This is a genomic window from Marinobacter salinexigens, assembly GCF_008370345.1.
GTDB classification, from domain to species: domain Bacteria; phylum Pseudomonadota; class Gammaproteobacteria; order Pseudomonadales; family Oleiphilaceae; genus Marinobacter; species Marinobacter salinexigens.
On record NZ_VTUU01000001.1, the window covers coordinates 757,374 to 774,513 of the forward strand.

The following is a 17,140-nucleotide window of genomic DNA, read 5'->3' on the forward strand; positions in this document are numbered from 1 at the left end:
TATGAGTAAAGATTACCCGGTTCCGGCAGGATACCTTGAGCGGGAAACGGAAGTGAAGAAAAGCCGGTTTATCGCCCGCGTAGCGCCCGTCAGTTCCCGGGAAGAAGTCAGAACCTGGGTGGATCAGGCGCACCGGGATCATCCCGATGCCCGCCACGTATGCTGGGGTTACCAGATTGGTCGCCCGGGTTCGGCAGCAGAAGCGGCGATGAATGATGACGGGGAACCCTCCGGTACTGCAGGTAAACCCATTCTCAATGTTATCCAGCACAAGGATATGGGTGACGTACTGGTGATCGTTATCCGCTACTTTGGCGGCATCAAGCTTGGGGCGGGGGGGCTGGTCCGGGCATACGCGGGCGCGGCTGAGAGCGTATTGTCAGCGGTAGACCGGGTGGTGCAGCAACCTGTTGTTCTGACCACGGTAAGCATGCCGTTTGCCAGTGAGCAGCCTGTCAGGCATTGGTGTGAGGTAAATTCGGCGACGGTTGAGTCCGTGGATTATGGCGCGACCGTGACGGCCCGCCTGCAGGTGCCTGAAAGCAGCGTTGATGATTTCTCGGCGTTCTGCGATTCCCATAAACTGGATTACAGTTTTGACAGATGAGGCCTTAAACGGTCATCGCGGACGGTCTGGTGTGCGTATACTGACACCATGATGTATCTGGAAAGAGGGTAAGCCATGATGCGTATTCTGATGATGTCGGCACTGGCTCTGGTACTGGCCGGCTGCGCAGGCAATGTCGTGACGGATTACAGTTCAACGGCCGTGTTTGGTAACTATTCAAGCTGGGCGTACGCGCCGGAGGCTGGTAGTTCCTCCTTTTTGTCACTGGATGGAACGCGCGTGCAGGCTGCGATCGAACGTGAACTGAACCGGAAGGCGATGAAATCCGTGGCTGAAGCGGATGCCGATCTGTTCGTGAACTGGAAAATCATAGAAGAAGATCGCCTGGATCAGAGCGGCGTTGGTCTCGGGTTTGGTGTGGGTACCGGGCATTTTGGCTGGGCTCTGACAGCGCCGCCACCGGTGCGTGAAGTCAAGGAAGGAAAACTGGTCATAGAGTTGGTTGATACCAGTACCAAACAGGTGGTGTGGCGAGCAGCGAGTCGGCGCTACCTGACTGAAAGCCAGTCTCCGGAAACCCGCTCAGAATTGATCGACGAGGTGGTGACCGAGATGTTTTCCAAGTACCCTCCGGGCCTCGACTGACAGATCTGCAAGAAACTACGGTTAACAGAATGGGAATGAAGAATCGTTCGGAAGGCGGGTTGGTGTTTTCAACGGAACAGGGCCGCATGTGCCCGGGTTGCCGCAACCCTGTATCAGAGTGCACCTGTGGAGGGCACACACGACCGGAAGGCGATGGCGTTGTCCGGGTAAGCCGTGAGACCAAGGGCCGGAAAGGTAAAGGCGTGACACTGATAACCGGAATTCCCATGGACGACAAGGAACTCAAAGCTTACGCCAAGGTCTTGAAGGCCAAGTGCGGCACCGGAGGTACTGTGAAAGACGGTGTTGTGGAGATTCAGGGCGATCAGCGGGATATTCTGGTTCCGTTATTGCAGGCCAAAGGATGGACCGTGAAACGAGCCGGTGGCTGATAGTCTTACACACAAGCCCCTGAACAGCGCGCTACAATAGCGGGCAAAGCAGATCGGGCATAGTCGTTCCCTGCATTTCAATACTACGGAAACCTGAAGGAATGGATCTCCGGTTGTCATCCGGAGAGGGTTTCCCTTTATCGGAGACAAGCATGCATATACTGGTTCTGGGCGCGGGCGTTGTCGGTATCACTACAGCCTGGTTTCTGCAGAAGCAGGGGCATCAGGTGACTGTCGTCGACAGACAGACTCTGGCCGGGGTAGAAACCAGTTACGCCAACGGCGGGCAGATTTCGGTATCCCATGCCGAGCCGTGGGCGAATCCTTCAGCTCCTTTCAAGGTGCTCAAGTGGCTGACCCAGGCGGATGCTCCGCTGCTTTTCCGTCCCCGCCTGGACCCCGCTCAGTGGCGTTGGGCTTTGTCCTTTCTAGGGCAATGCACCTCCGCACGGGCCGCTCACAATATTCGTCAGATGGTCAATCTTGGCACCTACAGCCGGGACCAGCTCCAGGCGCTTCGCAAAGAGACTGGCATTCAGTATGACCATCTGGAGAAGGGTATTCTGCATTTCTACACAGACCCGGCAGAATTTGATGGCGCCAGGGAGCCGACCCGGCTTATGCAGGATCTGGGCTGCGACCGGCAGATTATCGATGCTGAGCGGGCCGTGGAACTGGAACCCGCACTGAAACCAATCCAGAGCCGCATTGCTGGTGCCACTTACACGGCAGAAGATGAGTCCGGGGATGCCCGTAAATTTACCCAGAACCTGGCCAAGCTTTGCGCCGAGGCCGGTGTGGAATTCCGTTACGGTACGGAAGTCGTCGGGTTCGAGCAGGCCGGTGACCGGATATTGGGCGTGCGCACCATCCATGAAGGTCACCACGAAACCCTCCGTGCGGATTCCTACGTGCTGAGCCTTGGAAGTTTCAGTGCGGTTCTTGCTCGTAAGATAGGCTTGTTCCTCAACATCTATCCGGCTAAAGGCTATTCGATCACGGTTCCGGTGAAGAACGAAGAAGCGGCTTTCAATGTCAGTCTGACTGACGATGAATACAAGCTGGTGTACTCACGCTTGGGAGATCGCCTCCGGGTTGCCGGTACCGCCGAATTGAATGGTTATGGTCGGGAACTGGATATGACCCGGTGCCGTGCCATTGTCCGAAGGGCTGCTGAAGTGATGCCTGATGCGGCCTGGTGGGATCAGGCAGAATTCTGGACCGGGCTGCGGCCAGCAACGCCGTCAAATGTGCCCTATATCGGCAAAAGCCATTTCGCCAACCTTTATCTGAATACCGGTCACGGTACCCTCGGTTGGACACATTCCTGCGGTTCGGCTGCGGCGCTGGCAGATGTAGTTGGTGGTCGAAAACCCGAGGTAGATTTCACTTTTACCGGTATCTGACCGGAAGTTGTACTCTCGACAACGATAATCTCAACAGCGACATTTTCTGCAAACCGCGTGGTTTTTCTGGCCTGAAAAGCCACGCTTCTGTCACCCATCGTACATAAACTGTCTTCAACCTGTGATCTCCATCACTAAAAATCGGCCGCTTGAACCGGCCCGGATATACAACATCGGAGAGCAGAATGGACAGGCAACGCCGTGCGGTCCTCAAAGGACTTGCTGCTACGTCTTTCACTGCATTGACCGCCTGTGGCGGCAGTAGTAGTTCAGATTCAGGGCCGAATGATTCAGAGGTTGTCGCGGGTGACAGCTCCGTTCTGCCTGAACCTTCCACCCCAAAAGTAGCCTTTATCCATGGAGTGGCCTCCGGCGACCCCCTGAGTGATCGCATCATCCTCTGGACGCGGGTGACGCCAACCGGTTCCCTGCCCAGGAATGTCGAAAGTGTTTCCGTGAGGGTGACCGTCGCGCGGGACCGTGATATGACGGACAAGGTCGGGCAGTTGACCACCACGACCGGTCCGGAGCGGGATTTCTGCGTTAAGGTCGATGTTGCCGGACTGAGCCCGGATACCTGGTATTACTACCAGTTTTCAGTGGGTAACCAGACCTCGGTGATCGGCCGGACCCGAACCTTCCCAGCGGCGTCGATGGCCAGCGAACGCGCCCGTTTCGCGGTGGTGTCCTGCTCAAACTACGCCTACGGACTGTTCTCGGTGTACAAGGCCGTCAGTGAGCATCGCGATCTCGATTTCATTCTGCATCTGGGTGATTACATCTACGAATATGGCGCCGGTGAGTATGGGGATTTCCCCGGTCGCGAACCGCTGCCGGCTCATGAAATCATCGATCTGGCAGACTACCGTGCCCGTCATGCCCAGTACAAGACCGATGAAAGCCTGCAGGCAGTTCACCAGCAATTCCCGATGATATGCATCTGGGATGACCATGAATCAGCCAATGACAGTTACAGCGATGGCGCGGAAAATCACGATGAGGCAACCGAAGGGGGCTGGTCTGAGCGCCGGGCATCGGCGGTGCAGGCCTACTATGAATGGCTGCCCATTCGCGAAGCGGATACTGAACCCACACATCTGTGGCGGCAATTCCAGTTCGGCAACCTGATTGACCTGTTTATGCTGGATACCAGGCTGGAAGGCCGGGATGTGCAGGTGTCTTCCGTAGCCGATCCTTCCCGGTTTGATGCTGACCGGCAAATCATGAGCGCCGAACAGATGGACTGGCTGACCAGCGGCCTTGCATCCTCATCGGCACACTGGCGGATGATCGGGCAGCAGGTGATGTTTGCCGAACTCAACATCCTCCGCATCCTCGATGCCGCCCGGACACTGGGCATGGAGGATGTCTCTACATTCAACGGCCAGTTACTTTCGCTGAACATGGACCAGTGGGATGGTTACGTGGCTGACAGGGAAAAAGTGCTGAACACCCTGGAGCAGGGCGTGACCAACACGGTGATCTTCACCGGTGATATCCATACTTCCTGGGCAAATGAGGTCTATGCTGACTCTGGCAACCTTCTCGAAAATGCACTGGTCAGTCCTTTGGCGGCGGAGTTTGTCACACCTTCAGTGACCTCTCCGGGATTCCCGGAAGAAATTGCGGATCTCGCTGCAGCTGCAGTTCGACTGGTTAATCCGCACATGAAATATGTGGAACTGAAATCACCGGGTTTCATTCTGGTGGATGTGACCCGGGAGCGGACGCAGTCCGAGTTCTACTACGTGCGGAGTATTTCCAGTGCCGACACGGTGGGTGAGATCGATCCTGCAATGACAAAAGTTGTCGGTGTCGATAGTGGCGACAGCCGCATATACACTGATCGCCCCCTGTCAGAGCCCCGGGAAGTTCGCACAGCGCTGTTCAATCCCCCCGTACGCCAGGCAGTCAGTTAAGGAGTCGTGCCCATGTCTCATCCATTTATCCCCCAGGGTAACCGCTGGAAGCGCCGTGATGTGCTTCGAACGCTGTTTTTTACCGCAGGCGCTGTGGGCTCGGCCTCCTGGCTGACCGGGTGCGGTGGTTCTGACGGTGTAGTGGTGCCGGGCCCTTCGGTTGGCGGAGATACAGAGGCTAATTCCGGCACGGTTCCCGACGAGGTTGAAAAGCTGGTAGGTCGGTTCCAGGATATTGGCCCGCTCCGGGAAGCCGATATTCATGGGGTGCGCACGCCTGAAGGCTTCTCGACACGTATTGTCGCGATCAACAGCGAATTGCCGCAGCCGGGCGGGATGGCCGTAAGCGGCCCGCAAACCGGCGGCATCGGTAATCGCCCCTGGCATATCTTTCCAGATGGAGCGGGGGTTGTGCCGAGAGAAAACGGCGGCTGGATCTACATCAGCAACAGCGAAGTACCGGGTGTCGGGAGTATCGGCTTTACCTTTCCGCAGCTTAGCGGGCTGACCAATGTGATTGAGGAGTTTACCCCGGGGCTGGCACAGGTAGGTACTCTGGTGTTTGATCCGGACGGTACGATTATCGATTCGTACACAATACTCTCTGGTACCACGTTCAATTGCGCGGGATGTGTCACTCCCTGGAACAGTTGGCTGTCCTGTGAAGAATTTCCCAATGGCCAGGTGTGGGAGTGTGATCCCTACCAGGCAGGTGACGGAATTCCCGTGCCAACCCTGGGCTTCTTCTCCCATGAAGCCATTGCGATCGACCCCGGTGAGCGCTTGCTTTACCTGACGGAAGACATGCCGGACGGCCGGTTCTATCGCTGGGTGCCCGACCCCGCAGACTGGCCGGAAGGCAGTGAGCGTGCCGCACTGCAGTCTGGTCGGCTCCAGGTGCTGGCGGTTGGGGGCGATGGTATTGAGGCGGCTCTTGATGGCCCTCAGCCTATTGAATGGATGGACGTACAGAATCCCCATGAACCTCAGGATCAGAACCGGTTGCCCGCCTCAACGGCCTTTGACGGCGGCGAGGGTGTGTGGTTCTTCAAGGGCATCGTCTACTTTGCAACCAAGGGTGACAACAGGATCTGGGCGGTGGATACGCTGGCTCAGACCATTGAGGTTATTTACGACCTGGCAACGGCCGAAGCGCCGAACGACATCCTTTCCGGCGTCGATAACCTGTTTGTGACCGACCTGGGCGATATTCTCGTGGCTGAAGACGGCGGGGATATGCAGGTGGTGGTGATATTGCCTGATGGCACTCTCAAGCCTTTGTTGCAGATCGTCGGGCAGGATGCATCCGAGGTGGCGGGAATTGCGTTTTCACCGGATGGGCGCAGGATGTACTTCACGTCTGATCGCGGTGGCCGGAATGGGTTTGGGGGCTTCACCAATGGTCTGGGGATGGTCTACGAGCTGATCCTGCCCGACGATATTTGAATCGTGTGCGCTAAACGGGGCCAGATGACCAACGCCATCTGGCCCCGTATTGTGTGTGGAAGTTACTTCAACTGATCGCGGATCAACTTCTTGTTGATCTTGCCTACGCTGGTTTTCGGGATGTCATCCACAAAGTCCATCTGTTGTGGGATGGCCCATTTGTTGATATCGCCTTTGTCGACAAAAGCTTGCAGGTGGGTCTGGATATCTTCCAGACCCGCGATCTCGCCGGGTTTCAGTGTGATCAGTGCATACGGGCGCTCGCCCCATTTTTCATCAGGCACACCCACCACGGCGGCGCCGGCGACCGCAGGGTGCTGGCTGATCAGGTTTTCGAGATCCAGTGAGGATAGCCACTCACCACCGGTTTTGATGACATCCTTGATGCGGTCCTTGATGGTCAGGCTGTTGTCCGGTTCCATGCTGGCAACATCACCGGTGTGCAGCCATCCACCTTCCCAAAGTTCTTCGCCTTTCTGCTTTTCCTTGAAATAGCTCTGGGTCAGCCAGGGCGCGCGGGTAACCACTTCGCCCTTCGCTTCGCCGTCGTGGGGAACCGGTTTGCCGGAAGGATCGACGATCTCGATTTCCACCATGGGAACGGCGACGCCTGTCTTCACCCGAATAGCAGTCTGCTGTTCCAGTGGCAGGTCCAGATCTTCCGGCTTCAGGTGCGTAGTGCTCAGCAGCGGGCAGGTTTCAGACATACCGTAGCCGGTATACATGCGGATGCCCAGTTTTGCTCCGGCATCACAGAGGCCTTTGGTCAGTGCGCTGCCGCCAATAAGCACATGCCAGTTACTGAGGTCAGCAGTCTTGATGGATTCTGTTGCCATCATCATCTGCATGATGGTGGGCACGCAGTGAGAGAAGGTCACTTTATGCGCTTTCAGGAGATCGACCAGCAGCTCTGGCTCATAGCGCCCCGGATAAACCTGTTTGATGCCCATCACGGTAGCTGCGTAGGGAACACCCCAGGCATGAACGTGGAACATCGGGGTGACAGGCATGTAGACGGAGGATGAACGCAGCAGCGGCATCTCGTCATTGGCGGACAGGGAGCCTGTCATCGCCAGGGTGTGAAGAACCAGTTGCCGGTGGCTGAAATACACCCCTTTGGGGTTGCCGGTGGTGCCTGTGGTGTAGAAGGTTGTGGCAACGCTGTTTTCGTCGAAATCCGGGAAATCGAACTGAGTACCGGCATTGGCCAGAAGGGCTTCATACTCGCCTGCTGTGTCCAGGCTGGTATTACTGGCGGAGGCATCGTCAGTGAGCTGGATATAGGTTTTAACGGTCTTGATTTCATCCCGGACACTTTCCAGGATCGGCAGGAAGTCGTCATGTACCAGTACCACATCGTCTTCAGCGTGATTCATGGTATACACGATCTGTTCCGGGGACAGTCGAACGTTCACTGTATGCAGCACCGCGCCAATCATTGGCACTGCGAAAAAGCACTCCAGATATCGCGGCGTATCCCAGTCCATCACTGCGACAGTGTCACCGGGCTTTACGCCGGCATCTGCCAGGGCATTGGCCAGTCGATGGATGCGTTCCACCAGATCACTGTAGGTGTACTTGCTGCGATTGGCATACACGATTTCCTGGTCCGGATTGTAACGCGGTCCGGAGAGCAGGAGCTGCTTGATCAGGAGCGGATACTGGTAGGCATTGTCAGCCGGGGGAAGTATGCGAGTCGTTGCCATCACGGATTTCCTCTGTTTCAGTTGTTGGTGTTATCTCGGGAAACAGAGATAAATCTGACACAGATTGACTGAAACGGAAACCGGGAAAAGCGAAAAAGTGAAAGGGAATTCCGGGGTTACTGAAGAACCCCGGGTTCGCTCTGCGGACTGGCGTGTTACTCGTAGGTGCAGAGGTAGGCGGTGTCGATATCAGTTTTTGCCTTGAAGCTGGCCTGAGCGGCAACATCAAAGCTTTCGCCTGAACCGTAGGTCATCCACTCGTCCATGCCCGGAAGCAGGACAGTCAGTGCACCACTGATGACGGTCATGGTTTCTTTTTTTGTCGTGCCGAACTCGTATTCGCCCGGGCTGATTACACCAACGGTGGCCGGCAGAGTTGCGGTCTGGAATGCAATGGACTTGGCGTTGCCGTCGAAGTATTCGTTGACTGTCAGCATGCGTTCACGCTCCTGTAGAGGGTTTGGGCGCCTACTATACGGCAATTTTCTGCAAGTCCAATGACAAATTTCACGACGGGATGGAAACTGTTGATTTCACTGCATCCATCACTGCTCCCAGGGTTGGCCCTCTGTGTTCTCAGTGGTTTTTACACCAATGTGCATGGCGGCCTTTGCCAGGATGTTTGCACTGACAGGCGCCGTCATGAACAGGAACACGGTGATCAGAATTTCTGAAATGCCAATCGACTCGCCCTGGCTGGTGAAATAGATCACCGAGCTCAGCATGATGGCACCGACGCCCAGCGTTGTGGCCTTGGTGGGACCATGCAATCGGGTGAAGAAATCCGGCAGCCTGGCTAGGCCGATAGCGCCGATAAGCGTAAAGGCGCCGCCGAGCAGCAGCAGGAAGCAGATGGCATATTCGGCAAACAGGCTCATGGACGGGGTCCTCCGATGATGCTTTGTGACGTACCGGGATTATTCAATGACACTCCCCCTCTTGAGATATTTGGCGAGGGCCACCGTACCGACAAAGCCCATCACGGCAATCAACAGCGCGGACTCCAGGTACATACGGGTACCGAGGGTGATGCCAAGCAGAATAATGAGGGCAATGGCATTGATATATAGCGTATCCAGTGCCAGTACCCGGTCCGGTGCATCCGGACCTTTGATCAACCGGTAGACGTTCAGCAGGGCTGCGAGCGTCACCATGCCGATGGTGATGTAAAGAACGATCGTGATCATTGGAACATCTCCAGCAACGGTTTCTCGTAACGGGTGCGTATTGCATCGATGACCTCCTGGTCGCTTTCTGCGTCCAGGGCGTGCACCAGCAGTAGTTTCTGGTCGTCGCTGATATCGGCGCTCACGGTACCTGGTGTCAGGGAGATGGTGCTGGCCAGGATGCTGATGGCCAGTGGGTGTTCCAGTTCCAGCGGATAGCATACGAACACTGGCCGTGGCTTTCTCGGGCTGAGAATCAGGCGTGCCACATGAAAGCTGGCAACGACAATGTCCATAAGAACCCGCAACAGGTAGGCCGGCATGCGCCAGGGACTGATAAATGCCGGGCGTTCGGGCCAGAAGCCGTGGGTAATCTGCGGTATGGCCCAGGCAAGGACAATACCCATCACCAGACTGCCCCCGGAGATACCTTCACTCAGCAACTGCCAGGTGATGAACAGGATCAGGCTGAGCCACGGTTGGGGAAAACTGAGACGGTCCAGCATTTATTTGCCCTCCGGAGTCATGGGCATGTCCAGAATCTGGAGATAGCCCCCGGGGTTGAAAAGTTGTGCCGCCGTTGCGTCGGTGTAGTCACTGATCGGCCCGGCAAGTGCCACAATCACCACGCTCAGGGCGACCAGGGTGCCTGCAGCGACGGACACATTGCTGCTCAGGGGTTTGGGCTTCTCGATATGGCCTTCGACCGTACGCCAGAACACGATGCTGCCGGCGCGACTGTAGGCGATCACCGTGAAGAAGCTGCCAATCAGTATGGCCGACCACAACCAGGCCATGTCGGTGCCCGGTACGGCGGACTTGAGAATCAGCAATTTTGCGAAGAATCCACTCAGCGGTGGCAGTCCGGCAGCGGCGACAGCGCCGATCAGGAACAGGACGCTGAGAAAGGTCCGGTTTCGCATTTTCGGAGCGGTGACGATTCTGTCTCCTGCTGTACCCCTCTGGTTAGCAACCAGTTCAGCGACCAGGAACAGGCCGGCGACGGTCCAGGTGGTGCTCAGAAGGTAAAACAGAGCCGCGGAAATGCCTGCCTCGGAACCCAGGGCAATCGGCGCCAGCAAGGTACCTACAGAGATGATGACTTGCCAGGCAACCAGTGTTTTCAGGTTGTCGGCTCCCAGGGCTCCGATAACACCCATCGCCAGGGTGATCAGGGCCAGCGGGAACAGCCAGTCCATACCCAGGTTCGCCAGTTCTCCCGCACTGTCGCCGAAGACCAGCAGGTAAACCCGCAGAATGGCGTAGATGCCGACTTTCGTCATGACTGCGAACAGCGCTGCAACCGGTGCGGTCGCTCTGGCATACGCTTTTGGTAGCCAGAAGCAGAGAGGAATCAGGGCTGCCTTGAGGGCAAACACGACCAGAAGCATCATGCCACCGGCTTTGACGAGATTCAGACCCTCACCGGAAACCTGGGGGATTTTCACCGCCAGGTCCGCCATGTTCAGAGTACCAGTAACGCTGTAGATCATCCCGACGCTGATCAGGAACACGGCAGAGCCCACCAGGTTCAAAACCACATAGTGCAGGCCGGGCACTGTTCGGGCGGTGCCGCCACCGTGCATCAGCAGACCGTAAGAGGCAATCAGCAACACTTCAAAGGCGACGAACAGGTTGAACAGGTCGCCGGTCAGAAAAGCGATGTTCAGACCCATCAGCTGGAACAGGAAGAGCGTATGGAACTGCCGGTTACCCTCGTCGGCGCCGCCGATGGCAAAGATGTGACAGAACAGGGCCAGGATGGCGGTCAATACGAGCATCAGCGCCGCCAGCCGGTCCAGTACCAGAACAATCCCGAACGGGGGTTGCCAGTTACCGAATGCGTACAGCCGATAGCTGTCATCATTTGCCAGAACCAGCAACACGATGGTCGATACAAGTAACAGAACGGTCGTCGCAATCGCCAGTGTGCGTCGCAGGCTAATCGGGGCGTAGCCCATGAACACCTGTAGAATGCCGCCCAGCAAAGGGATCAGGATGGGTGCGGTAAGCCAGTGATTCATTTACCGGTAACCTCCTTTGACTGATCCGGCTGAGAGTGATCATTGCCCTGATGGCCATCCACATGATCGTCGTCATTGTCCGCAAGGTTTCGAAGTGAAAGAACGACCACAAACGCTGTCATGGCGAAGCCGATCACAATGGCCGTCAGAACCAGTGCCTGGGGCAGCGGGTCGGTATAGCTTCCGGTACTGCCGATAATGGGCTGTGCACCGGTCGCAAGTCGACCTGTCGAGAACAGGAACAGGTTGACGGCATAGGATATCAGCGTCAGGCCAACCACCACCGGGAAGGTTCTGGCCCGCAACAGCAGGTAAACACCTGATGCGGTAAGCACGCCAATGGTCAATGCAAACAGAAGTTCCATTACGCGCCCTCCTTCTTGCTTTTGATTGCTGAGTGAGGAGACAGTCGACCGATGCTGACCAGTGCCAGCAGCGTGGCGCCGATAACTGTCAGGTATACGCCGAGGTCAAACACCATGGCTGAGGCTACCTCGAACTTGCCAACGACGGGCCACGTGATATACCCGAAGGTAGATGTGAGGAAGGGGTAGCTGAAGGCGAGGCTGCCGGCACCGGCAATCACCGCGAACAACAGTCCGAGACCGATCATGTTGTGGTATTTGAATCGCACACGGTCCTGGGTCCAGATCATGCCGCTTGCGATGTACTGGAGAATCAGCGCGACAGACGTGATCAGGCCGGCGATAAAACCGCCGCCGGGCATATTGTGCCCACGCAGGAAAATATAGACCGAAACCATCAATGCCAGTGGCAGCATGGGGCGGGCAATGAGTTTCAGCATCAGCGGATGGCCATCCCGGCTCCAGGCGTGGCCCTGACCATCACCAGGAGGCGGCGTCAGTGCCGTGTTCTTCAGCATCGCGTAGATGCCAAGCGCGGCAATCGCCAGCACCGTAATTTCGCCAAGGGTATCGAAGCCCCGGAAATCCACCAGAATGACGTTGACCACGTTGGTGCCGCCACCGCCAGGCTTACTGTTTTCCAGGAAGAACTCCGAGATCGAAGAGAAAGGCTGGGTCAGCATGGCCAGAGTAACCAGTGTCATGCCTGCACCTGCTACGAGGGCGATCAAAACGTCCCTTATCCGGCGCGCGGTCGTGGTTTCGATCGGTGTCCACGAAGGCATGTAGTAGAGCGCCAGCATCAGCAGAACGATCGTAACCACCTCGACAGAGAGCTGTGTCATGGCGAGGTCCGGTGCGGAGAAGCGGGCGAACGCAAGGGCGACAACCAGGCCCACTACGCTGAGCAGTATCAAGGCGTAGAAACGGTCACGATGGAAAACTGCCGTGGCTACAGCACACAGCGCCAGTACCGCGGCGGCAATGCCCGTGGGCCAGTCCACGGGTGTGAGACCGTTTTCGCCGATGAAAATGCCCATATCCACCAATGGCATGGCCGAGACGGCAACAACACTGACAACCAGCAACAGAGCATAGCGTTGCAGCGAACCGTTTTCGATCCAGGCAGTAACGGCATGGGCTTTGTCGACAACCCGTGAAACCACCGCTTCGAAGACCGCTTTCTCATCCACTTCCTTGAAGCGGGCATGGAAATCGAAGAAACGCTGGCGTTGACTGTACATCAGCAAACCGCCAAAGAAGGCGACGAAACTCATTAGCAACGGCAGGTTAAAACCGTGGACGATGGTCAAGTGGTATTCCGGAACCTCCCCGCCCAGGGTCGCAGAGGCTGCGGCATAGAGTAGCGGGCCAACCGAGACGGCTGGGAATATACCCACCATCACACAGGCAAACGCCAGAATCTCCACCGGAATTTTCATGTACCTGGGTGGCTCATGGGGTGGATAAATCGGCAGATCCACGGGCTTTCCGTTGAAGAACACGTCATGAACGAAACGCGCGGAATAGGCGACCGCGAAGATGCCTGCAAGGGTGGCAATGATGGGCGGGAGCCAGGCAAGCAAGCCAGGCAGGTTCAGTTCCAGCGATTCGGCAAAGAACATCTCCTTGCTCAGGAACCCGTTGAGTAGCGGAACGCCTGCCATGGACGATGCAGCAACCATGGCCAGGGTGGCGGTATGGGGCATATAGCGCCACAGGCCATTGATGCGGCGCATGTCCCGGGTGCCGGTCTCATGGTCGATGATGCCTGCGGCCATAAACAGAGACGCTTTGAAAATCGCGTGATTGATAACGTGGAACACTGCCGCGACGGCGGCGAGCTTGGTGCCCATACCAAACAGCAGGGTGATCAGGCCCAGATGACTGACCGTGGAGTGCGCCAGCAGACCTTTCAGGTCGTGTTTGAACATGGCGGTATAAGCGCCCAGCAGGAGTGTTGCCATGCCGGTGAAGCTGACCATGTAAAACCATTGTTCAGTGCCTGCCAGGGCCGGATAAAGGCGGGCCATCAGGAAGATCCCGGCTTTTACCATGGTGGCCGAATGCAGGTAGGCAGAAACCGGTGTCGGTGCCTGCATGGCGTGGGGCAGCCAGAAATGGAACGGGAATTGAGCGGACTTGGTGAATGCGCCAAGAAGCACCAGGGTTAGAGCCACCGGGTAGAGCGAATGTGCTTTGATCAGGTCGCCAGCAGCCAGAACGTCATCCAACTCGAAACTTCCGACAATGTTACCGATCAGCAGGATACCGGCCAGCAGGGCGAGTCCACCGCCACCGGTAATGGCCAGTGCCATCCGGGCACCACGTCGGGCATCCTGTTTGTGTGTCCAGAAACTGATCAGAAGAAACGATGTCAGACTGGTCAGTTCCCAGAAAATCATCATCAGCAGAAGGTTGCTGGAAAGCACAATGCCCAGCATGGAACCCTTGAAGCACAGCAGCAGAGCATAGAACTTGCCGACGTTTTCCTTGGCTTTCAGGTAGTAGCGGGCATAGAGAATAATCAGCAGGCCAATGACCAGAATAAGCAGGGCAAACAGCAGCGACAATCCATCCAGGCGGAAACTGAGCGAAATACCCAGTGCCGGGAGCCACTCGTAACTGTGCAGTACCACGCCGCCTTCGGCCAGTGTCTGCCAGTGAGGATACAGCGCTGCCAGAGCAATCAGTGCAGGTACGGAAGATGCTATAGCAATTGCCGTACGGCCGCCCTGGGCGAACAGGGGCGCTGCGATAGCACCCAGGAAAGGGAGTAAAACAACCAGCGGTAGCGACATCGCAACCTCTTAAGTCGGTTCTTCTTTTCAGGTGTGTGGAGTCAGGTGCTTGCCTGAGTTTAGTCTCCGGTTAGCGCTCGTGCACCCGAACCGGGCACTGTGTGTAGCGCAAAAAGTCGTCTTAGAGGCGGGCGGGTGGATCCGGGAAATACGGAAGACGCCCCCGATGTCGCGCGATATCGGCGATGATGGGAGGGCGATTGTAATGCATGCAGCCGAAGGACCTTGCGGTCATGGTTGCTCCGTGAGTCAAACTTGACTGCAGATGATACGTGGCGCGCCCCGAAGGTCAAGTCAACTTGTGATTGATCAAGGATATACTGACGATAAATTTCTGTGAGATGAGACCATGAGTGCAACTTACCCGAATCTTCTGAAACCACTGGATCTGGGCTTTACCGAGTTAAATAACCGGGTGCTCATGGGCTCTATGCATACCGGTCTTGAGGATCGTTTCTGGAATATCCACAAATTTGCCCGCTATTTTGCCGAACGGGCAGAGGGTGGCGTGGGTCTGATGGTGACCGGCGGCTATTCGCCCAATGTCGCGGGTCAGCTCTCGCCTCTGGCCTCAACCATGAATAACCGCGGGACTGCGATACTCCACCGCCACGTGACAGGCGCTGTTCACGAAGCAGGCGGAAAAATTTGCCTGCAACTGCTCCATGCCGGGAGATATGGCTATCAGCCGCTGATTGTTTCGGCTTCAGCCACCAAGGCTCCGATCAGCCCGTTCAAGGCGAGGGCATTGTCCTCCCGCGGCGTCGATAAGCAGATCCGGGACTTTGTATCCGCCGCCAGGCTGGCGCAGTTTGCCGGATACGATGGCGTTGAGGTGATGGGGTCGGAAGGCTATTTCATTAACCAGTTTCTGTGTGAACGGACCAATAAGCGTACGGACAAATGGGGTGGCCGCTATGAAAACCGCATGCAGCTACCGGTGGAAATCGTACGCCGGATACGTGAAGCCGTGGGGACCGAGTTCATCATTATTTATCGCCTGTCCATGCTGGATCTGGTGGAAGGTGGCCAGACCTGGGATCAGGTCGTCATGCTTGGGAAGGCCATAGAGCAGGCCGGGGCAACGATCATCAATACCGGCATCGGCTGGCATGAGGCCCGGGTACCGACCATTGTTACCTCGGTGCCCCGGGGCGGCTTTGCTGATGTGACCGCCAAGTTCTACGGCGAGGTGGACATTCCGGTCTGTACAACCAACCGCATTAATACCCCGGAGAAAGGCGAGGAAATTATTGCAGCGGGCAAGGCAGACATGGTCTCTATGGCCCGGCCGTTACTTGCTGACAGTGAGTTTGTGCGCAAGGCGGAGCAGGGCCGTGCGGATGAAATTAACACCTGTATTGCCTGCAATCAGGCCTGTCTGGATCATGTGTTCAAGGCAAAACGTGCGTCCTGCCTGGTTAACCCGCGTGCCTGTCATGAAACGGAACTGGTGCTTACCGTGGCTCCCGTTGCTCGGCGGGTGGCGGTTGTCGGCGCGGGGCCGGCAGGACTGGCAGCGGCGACAACGGCGGCAAAGCGGGGGCTTAAGGTTACGCTCTTTGAAGCGGACGATCGCATTGGCGGACAGTTCAATTACGCCAAACGAATTCCGGGCAAGGAAGAGTTTTACGAAACACTGCGTTACTACCAGCGCCAGATCGAGTTACTGGGTATCGACCTCTGCCTGGGGGCCAGGGTTGATGCTGACGACCTGGTATCCGGGGGCTACGACGACGTGATCATTGCCACAGGTGTGAAACCCAGAACGCCGAAGATCGAAGGTATCGACCATCCAAAGGTGCTGGGCTATCTGGATGTGCTGCGGGGGAATAAGCCTGTTGGCCGTACCGTAGCGGTCGTTGGTGCAGGTGGTATCGGCTTCGATGTCAGCGAGTTTCTGAGTCATGACTTTGAACAGCATCCTGAAGGAGAGCCCGTAAGCGTTGCCGAGTGGCAGGCGGAGTGGGGTGTGAACCCGGAATTCGAAGGGCCCGGAGGGCTGGCGGAGCGACAGGCAACGACCGCGCCTCGCAAGATCTACCTGATGCAACGCAAAACTGGCAAGGTAGGCGCGGGCCTTGGGAAAACGTCTGGCTGGGTTCATCGCAGCAGCCTGAAGCACCGGGATGTGGAAATGTTACGGGGATGCCGGTACGACCGTATCGACGACGCCGGGCTGCACGTTTCTATTCTGGACAAAGGCGGGAAGGTCTGCGAGAGCCGGGTGCTGGACGTTGAGAATGTGGTGATCTGTGCTGGGCAAGAACCGGATAGGGCACTGTTTGATGCGGTGAGTTCCCAGGGAATAAAGGCTCATTTAATTGGTGGGGCTGATGTGGCGGACGAGCTGGACGCGAAAAGAGCCATCCGCCAGGGTACAGAGGTTGCTGCCGGGCTGTGACCAGACCAAAATGATCAGTTGGTGACGTATTCTGTCATTCACTTACCGTGTGGTTTTCAGCGCGTCAGAAATGGCCTGGGCTTCGGCCTCCAGAACTTTACAGCGCAACGTGTTGCCTTGTTGCGCAGCCTGGGCCAGCTGTTTCTGCTTCATGTCGTAGAGACGGCTGAGAATATCTGTCTGGCTTGATTTGATCGGTGCGTTCATGGCGAACCTCCCCACTGTTACACCTGTGTCGAAATTCTTTACTGAAAGAGGTTAAAACCGGCCTTTCAGCTAAAATAACGCATATTCCATA

16 protein-coding genes are annotated in these 17,140 nt (G+C 56.7%); 7 read left to right on the forward strand and 9 right to left on the reverse strand.

The window, feature by feature from the left end; genetic code table 11:
• Nucleotide 1 precedes the first annotated feature (1 nt).
• The 6 genes from FWJ25_RS03560 to FWJ25_RS03585 all read left to right on the forward strand — a co-directional run bounded on the left by FWJ25_RS03560 (nucleotide 2) and on the right by FWJ25_RS03585 (nucleotide 6,376).
• Nucleotides 2–607, forward strand: coding sequence for a YigZ family protein (locus tag FWJ25_RS03560; RefSeq protein WP_149598848.1), 606 nt, complete (start codon nucleotides 2–4; stop codon nucleotides 605–607).
• 75 nt (nucleotides 608–682) lie between these two features.
• On the forward strand, nucleotides 683–1,213 hold the full coding sequence (locus FWJ25_RS03565) for a DUF4136 domain-containing protein (protein ID WP_149598849.1): 531 nt from the start codon (nucleotides 683–685) through the stop codon (nucleotides 1,211–1,213).
• A gap of 29 nt (nucleotides 1,214–1,242) precedes the next feature.
• Nucleotides 1,243–1,605, forward strand: coding sequence for a translation initiation factor Sui1 (locus FWJ25_RS03570; protein ID WP_149598850.1), 363 nt, complete (start codon nucleotides 1,243–1,245; stop codon nucleotides 1,603–1,605).
• A 152-nt stretch (nucleotides 1,606–1,757) separates the two neighbouring features.
• Nucleotides 1,758–3,011 (forward strand): D-amino acid dehydrogenase, encoded by a 1,254-nt coding sequence (locus FWJ25_RS03575; protein ID WP_149598851.1) that lies wholly within the window; start codon nucleotides 1,758–1,760, stop codon nucleotides 3,009–3,011.
• Between the two features lie 185 nt (nucleotides 3,012–3,196).
• Entirely contained in the window at nucleotides 3,197–4,930 is a 1,734-nt protein-coding gene (locus FWJ25_RS03580) for an alkaline phosphatase D family protein (RefSeq protein ID WP_149598852.1), read from the forward strand.
• Nucleotides 4,931–4,942: 12 nt separating this feature from the next.
• Complete coding sequence (locus FWJ25_RS03585) at nucleotides 4,943–6,376, forward strand: alkaline phosphatase PhoX (RefSeq protein ID WP_149598853.1); 1,434 nt, start codon at nucleotides 4,943–4,945, stop codon at nucleotides 6,374–6,376.
• Nucleotides 6,377–6,438: 62 nt separating this feature from the next.
• Here FWJ25_RS03585 and FWJ25_RS03590 read toward each other — a convergent pair whose 3' ends face one another.
• The 8 genes from FWJ25_RS03590 to FWJ25_RS03625 all read right to left on the reverse strand — a co-directional run bounded on the left by FWJ25_RS03590 (nucleotide 6,439) and on the right by FWJ25_RS03625 (nucleotide 14,438).
• The gene (locus FWJ25_RS03590) at nucleotides 6,439–8,082 is read right to left on the reverse strand and encodes a fatty acid--CoA ligase (protein ID WP_149598854.1); all 1,644 of its coding nucleotides are present in this window, start codon (nucleotides 8,080–8,082) and stop codon (nucleotides 6,439–6,441) included.
• Between the two features lie 155 nt (nucleotides 8,083–8,237).
• Nucleotides 8,238–8,519, reverse strand: a complete 282-nt coding sequence (gene ppnP / locus FWJ25_RS03595; protein WP_149598855.1) for a pyrimidine/purine nucleoside phosphorylase — start codon at nucleotides 8,517–8,519, stop codon at nucleotides 8,238–8,240.
• Nucleotides 8,520–8,627: 108 nt separating this feature from the next.
• The gene (locus tag FWJ25_RS03600) at nucleotides 8,628–8,960 is read right to left on the reverse strand and encodes a Na+/H+ antiporter subunit G (protein WP_149598856.1); all 333 of its coding nucleotides are present in this window, start codon (nucleotides 8,958–8,960) and stop codon (nucleotides 8,628–8,630) included.
• A gap of 39 nt (nucleotides 8,961–8,999) precedes the next feature.
• Complete coding sequence (locus FWJ25_RS03605; RefSeq protein WP_149598857.1) at nucleotides 9,000–9,269, reverse strand: K+/H+ antiporter subunit F; 270 nt, start codon at nucleotides 9,267–9,269, stop codon at nucleotides 9,000–9,002.
• Nucleotides 9,266–9,754 (reverse strand): Na+/H+ antiporter subunit E, encoded by a 489-nt coding sequence (locus tag FWJ25_RS03610; protein WP_149598858.1) that lies wholly within the window; start codon nucleotides 9,752–9,754, stop codon nucleotides 9,266–9,268. Before FWJ25_RS03610 ends, FWJ25_RS03605 begins: the two co-directional genes overlap by 4 nt.
• Nucleotides 9,755–11,272 carry a monovalent cation/H+ antiporter subunit D gene (locus FWJ25_RS03615; protein ID WP_149598859.1) on the reverse strand — a complete coding sequence of 506 codons (1,518 nt, stop codon included), beginning with the start codon at nucleotides 11,270–11,272 and terminating at the stop codon, nucleotides 9,755–9,757.
• Nucleotides 11,269–11,637, reverse strand: coding sequence for a Na+/H+ antiporter subunit C (locus FWJ25_RS03620; RefSeq protein WP_149598860.1), 369 nt, complete (start codon nucleotides 11,635–11,637; stop codon nucleotides 11,269–11,271). The genes FWJ25_RS03615 and FWJ25_RS03620 overlap by 4 nt, the downstream gene beginning before the upstream one ends.
• Nucleotides 11,637–14,438, reverse strand: a complete 2,802-nt coding sequence (locus FWJ25_RS03625) for a monovalent cation/H+ antiporter subunit A (protein WP_149598861.1) — start codon at nucleotides 14,436–14,438, stop codon at nucleotides 11,637–11,639. Before FWJ25_RS03625 ends, FWJ25_RS03620 begins: the two co-directional genes overlap by 1 nt.
• A gap of 349 nt (nucleotides 14,439–14,787) precedes the next feature.
• Here FWJ25_RS03625 and FWJ25_RS03630 point away from each other — a divergent pair, with 349 nt between their 5' ends.
• Complete coding sequence (locus tag FWJ25_RS03630) at nucleotides 14,788–16,842, forward strand: NADPH-dependent 2,4-dienoyl-CoA reductase (RefSeq protein WP_149598862.1); 2,055 nt, start codon at nucleotides 14,788–14,790, stop codon at nucleotides 16,840–16,842.
• A 42-nt stretch (nucleotides 16,843–16,884) separates the two neighbouring features.
• On the opposite strand, the gene FWJ25_RS19580 is transcribed toward FWJ25_RS03630, so the two are convergent.
• Nucleotides 16,885–17,049 (reverse strand): hypothetical protein, encoded by a 165-nt coding sequence (locus FWJ25_RS19580; protein WP_188093555.1) that lies wholly within the window; start codon nucleotides 17,047–17,049, stop codon nucleotides 16,885–16,887.
• Nucleotides 17,050–17,140: the final 91 nt, after the last annotated feature.

What these genes read in the sequence shown, in the direction of transcription:
- FWJ25_RS03590 (WP_149598854.1), bottom strand. Translation starts at nt 8,082, where the DNA reads ATGGCAACGACTCGCATACTTCCCCCGGCTGACAATGCCTACCAGTAT.
- ppnP (WP_149598855.1), bottom strand. Translation starts at nt 8,519, where the DNA reads ATGCTGACAGTCAACGAATACTTCGACGGCAACGCCAAGTCCATTGCA.
- FWJ25_RS03610 (WP_149598858.1), bottom strand. Translation starts at nt 9,754, where the DNA reads ATGCTGGACCGTCTCAGTTTTCCCCAACCGTGGCTCAGCCTGATCCTG.
- FWJ25_RS03570 (WP_149598850.1), top strand. Translation starts at nt 1,243, where the DNA reads ATGGGAATGAAGAATCGTTCGGAAGGCGGGTTGGTGTTTTCAACGGAA.
- FWJ25_RS19580 (WP_188093555.1), bottom strand. Translation starts at nt 17,049, where the DNA reads ATGAACGCACCGATCAAATCAAGCCAGACAGATATTCTCAGCCGTCTC.
- FWJ25_RS03585 (WP_149598853.1), top strand. Translation starts at nt 4,943, where the DNA reads ATGTCTCATCCATTTATCCCCCAGGGTAACCGCTGGAAGCGCCGTGAT.
- FWJ25_RS03605 (WP_149598857.1), bottom strand. Translation starts at nt 9,269, where the DNA reads ATGATCACGATCGTTCTTTACATCACCATCGGCATGGTGACGCTCGCA.
- FWJ25_RS03630 (WP_149598862.1), top strand. Translation starts at nt 14,788, where the DNA reads ATGAGTGCAACTTACCCGAATCTTCTGAAACCACTGGATCTGGGCTTT.
- FWJ25_RS03565 (WP_149598849.1), top strand. Translation starts at nt 683, where the DNA reads ATGATGCGTATTCTGATGATGTCGGCACTGGCTCTGGTACTGGCCGGC.
- FWJ25_RS03575 (WP_149598851.1), top strand. Translation starts at nt 1,758, where the DNA reads ATGCATATACTGGTTCTGGGCGCGGGCGTTGTCGGTATCACTACAGCC.
- FWJ25_RS03620 (WP_149598860.1), bottom strand. Translation starts at nt 11,637, where the DNA reads ATGGAACTTCTGTTTGCATTGACCATTGGCGTGCTTACCGCATCAGGT.
- FWJ25_RS03615 (WP_149598859.1), bottom strand. Translation starts at nt 11,272, where the DNA reads ATGAATCACTGGCTTACCGCACCCATCCTGATCCCTTTGCTGGGCGGC.
- FWJ25_RS03580 (WP_149598852.1), top strand. Translation starts at nt 3,197, where the DNA reads ATGGACAGGCAACGCCGTGCGGTCCTCAAAGGACTTGCTGCTACGTCT.
- FWJ25_RS03560 (WP_149598848.1), top strand. Translation starts at nt 2, where the DNA reads ATGAGTAAAGATTACCCGGTTCCGGCAGGATACCTTGAGCGGGAAACG.
- FWJ25_RS03600 (WP_149598856.1), bottom strand. Translation starts at nt 8,960, where the DNA reads ATGAGCCTGTTTGCCGAATATGCCATCTGCTTCCTGCTGCTGCTCGGC.
- FWJ25_RS03625 (WP_149598861.1), bottom strand. Translation starts at nt 14,438, where the DNA reads ATGTCGCTACCGCTGGTTGTTTTACTCCCTTTCCTGGGTGCTATCGCA.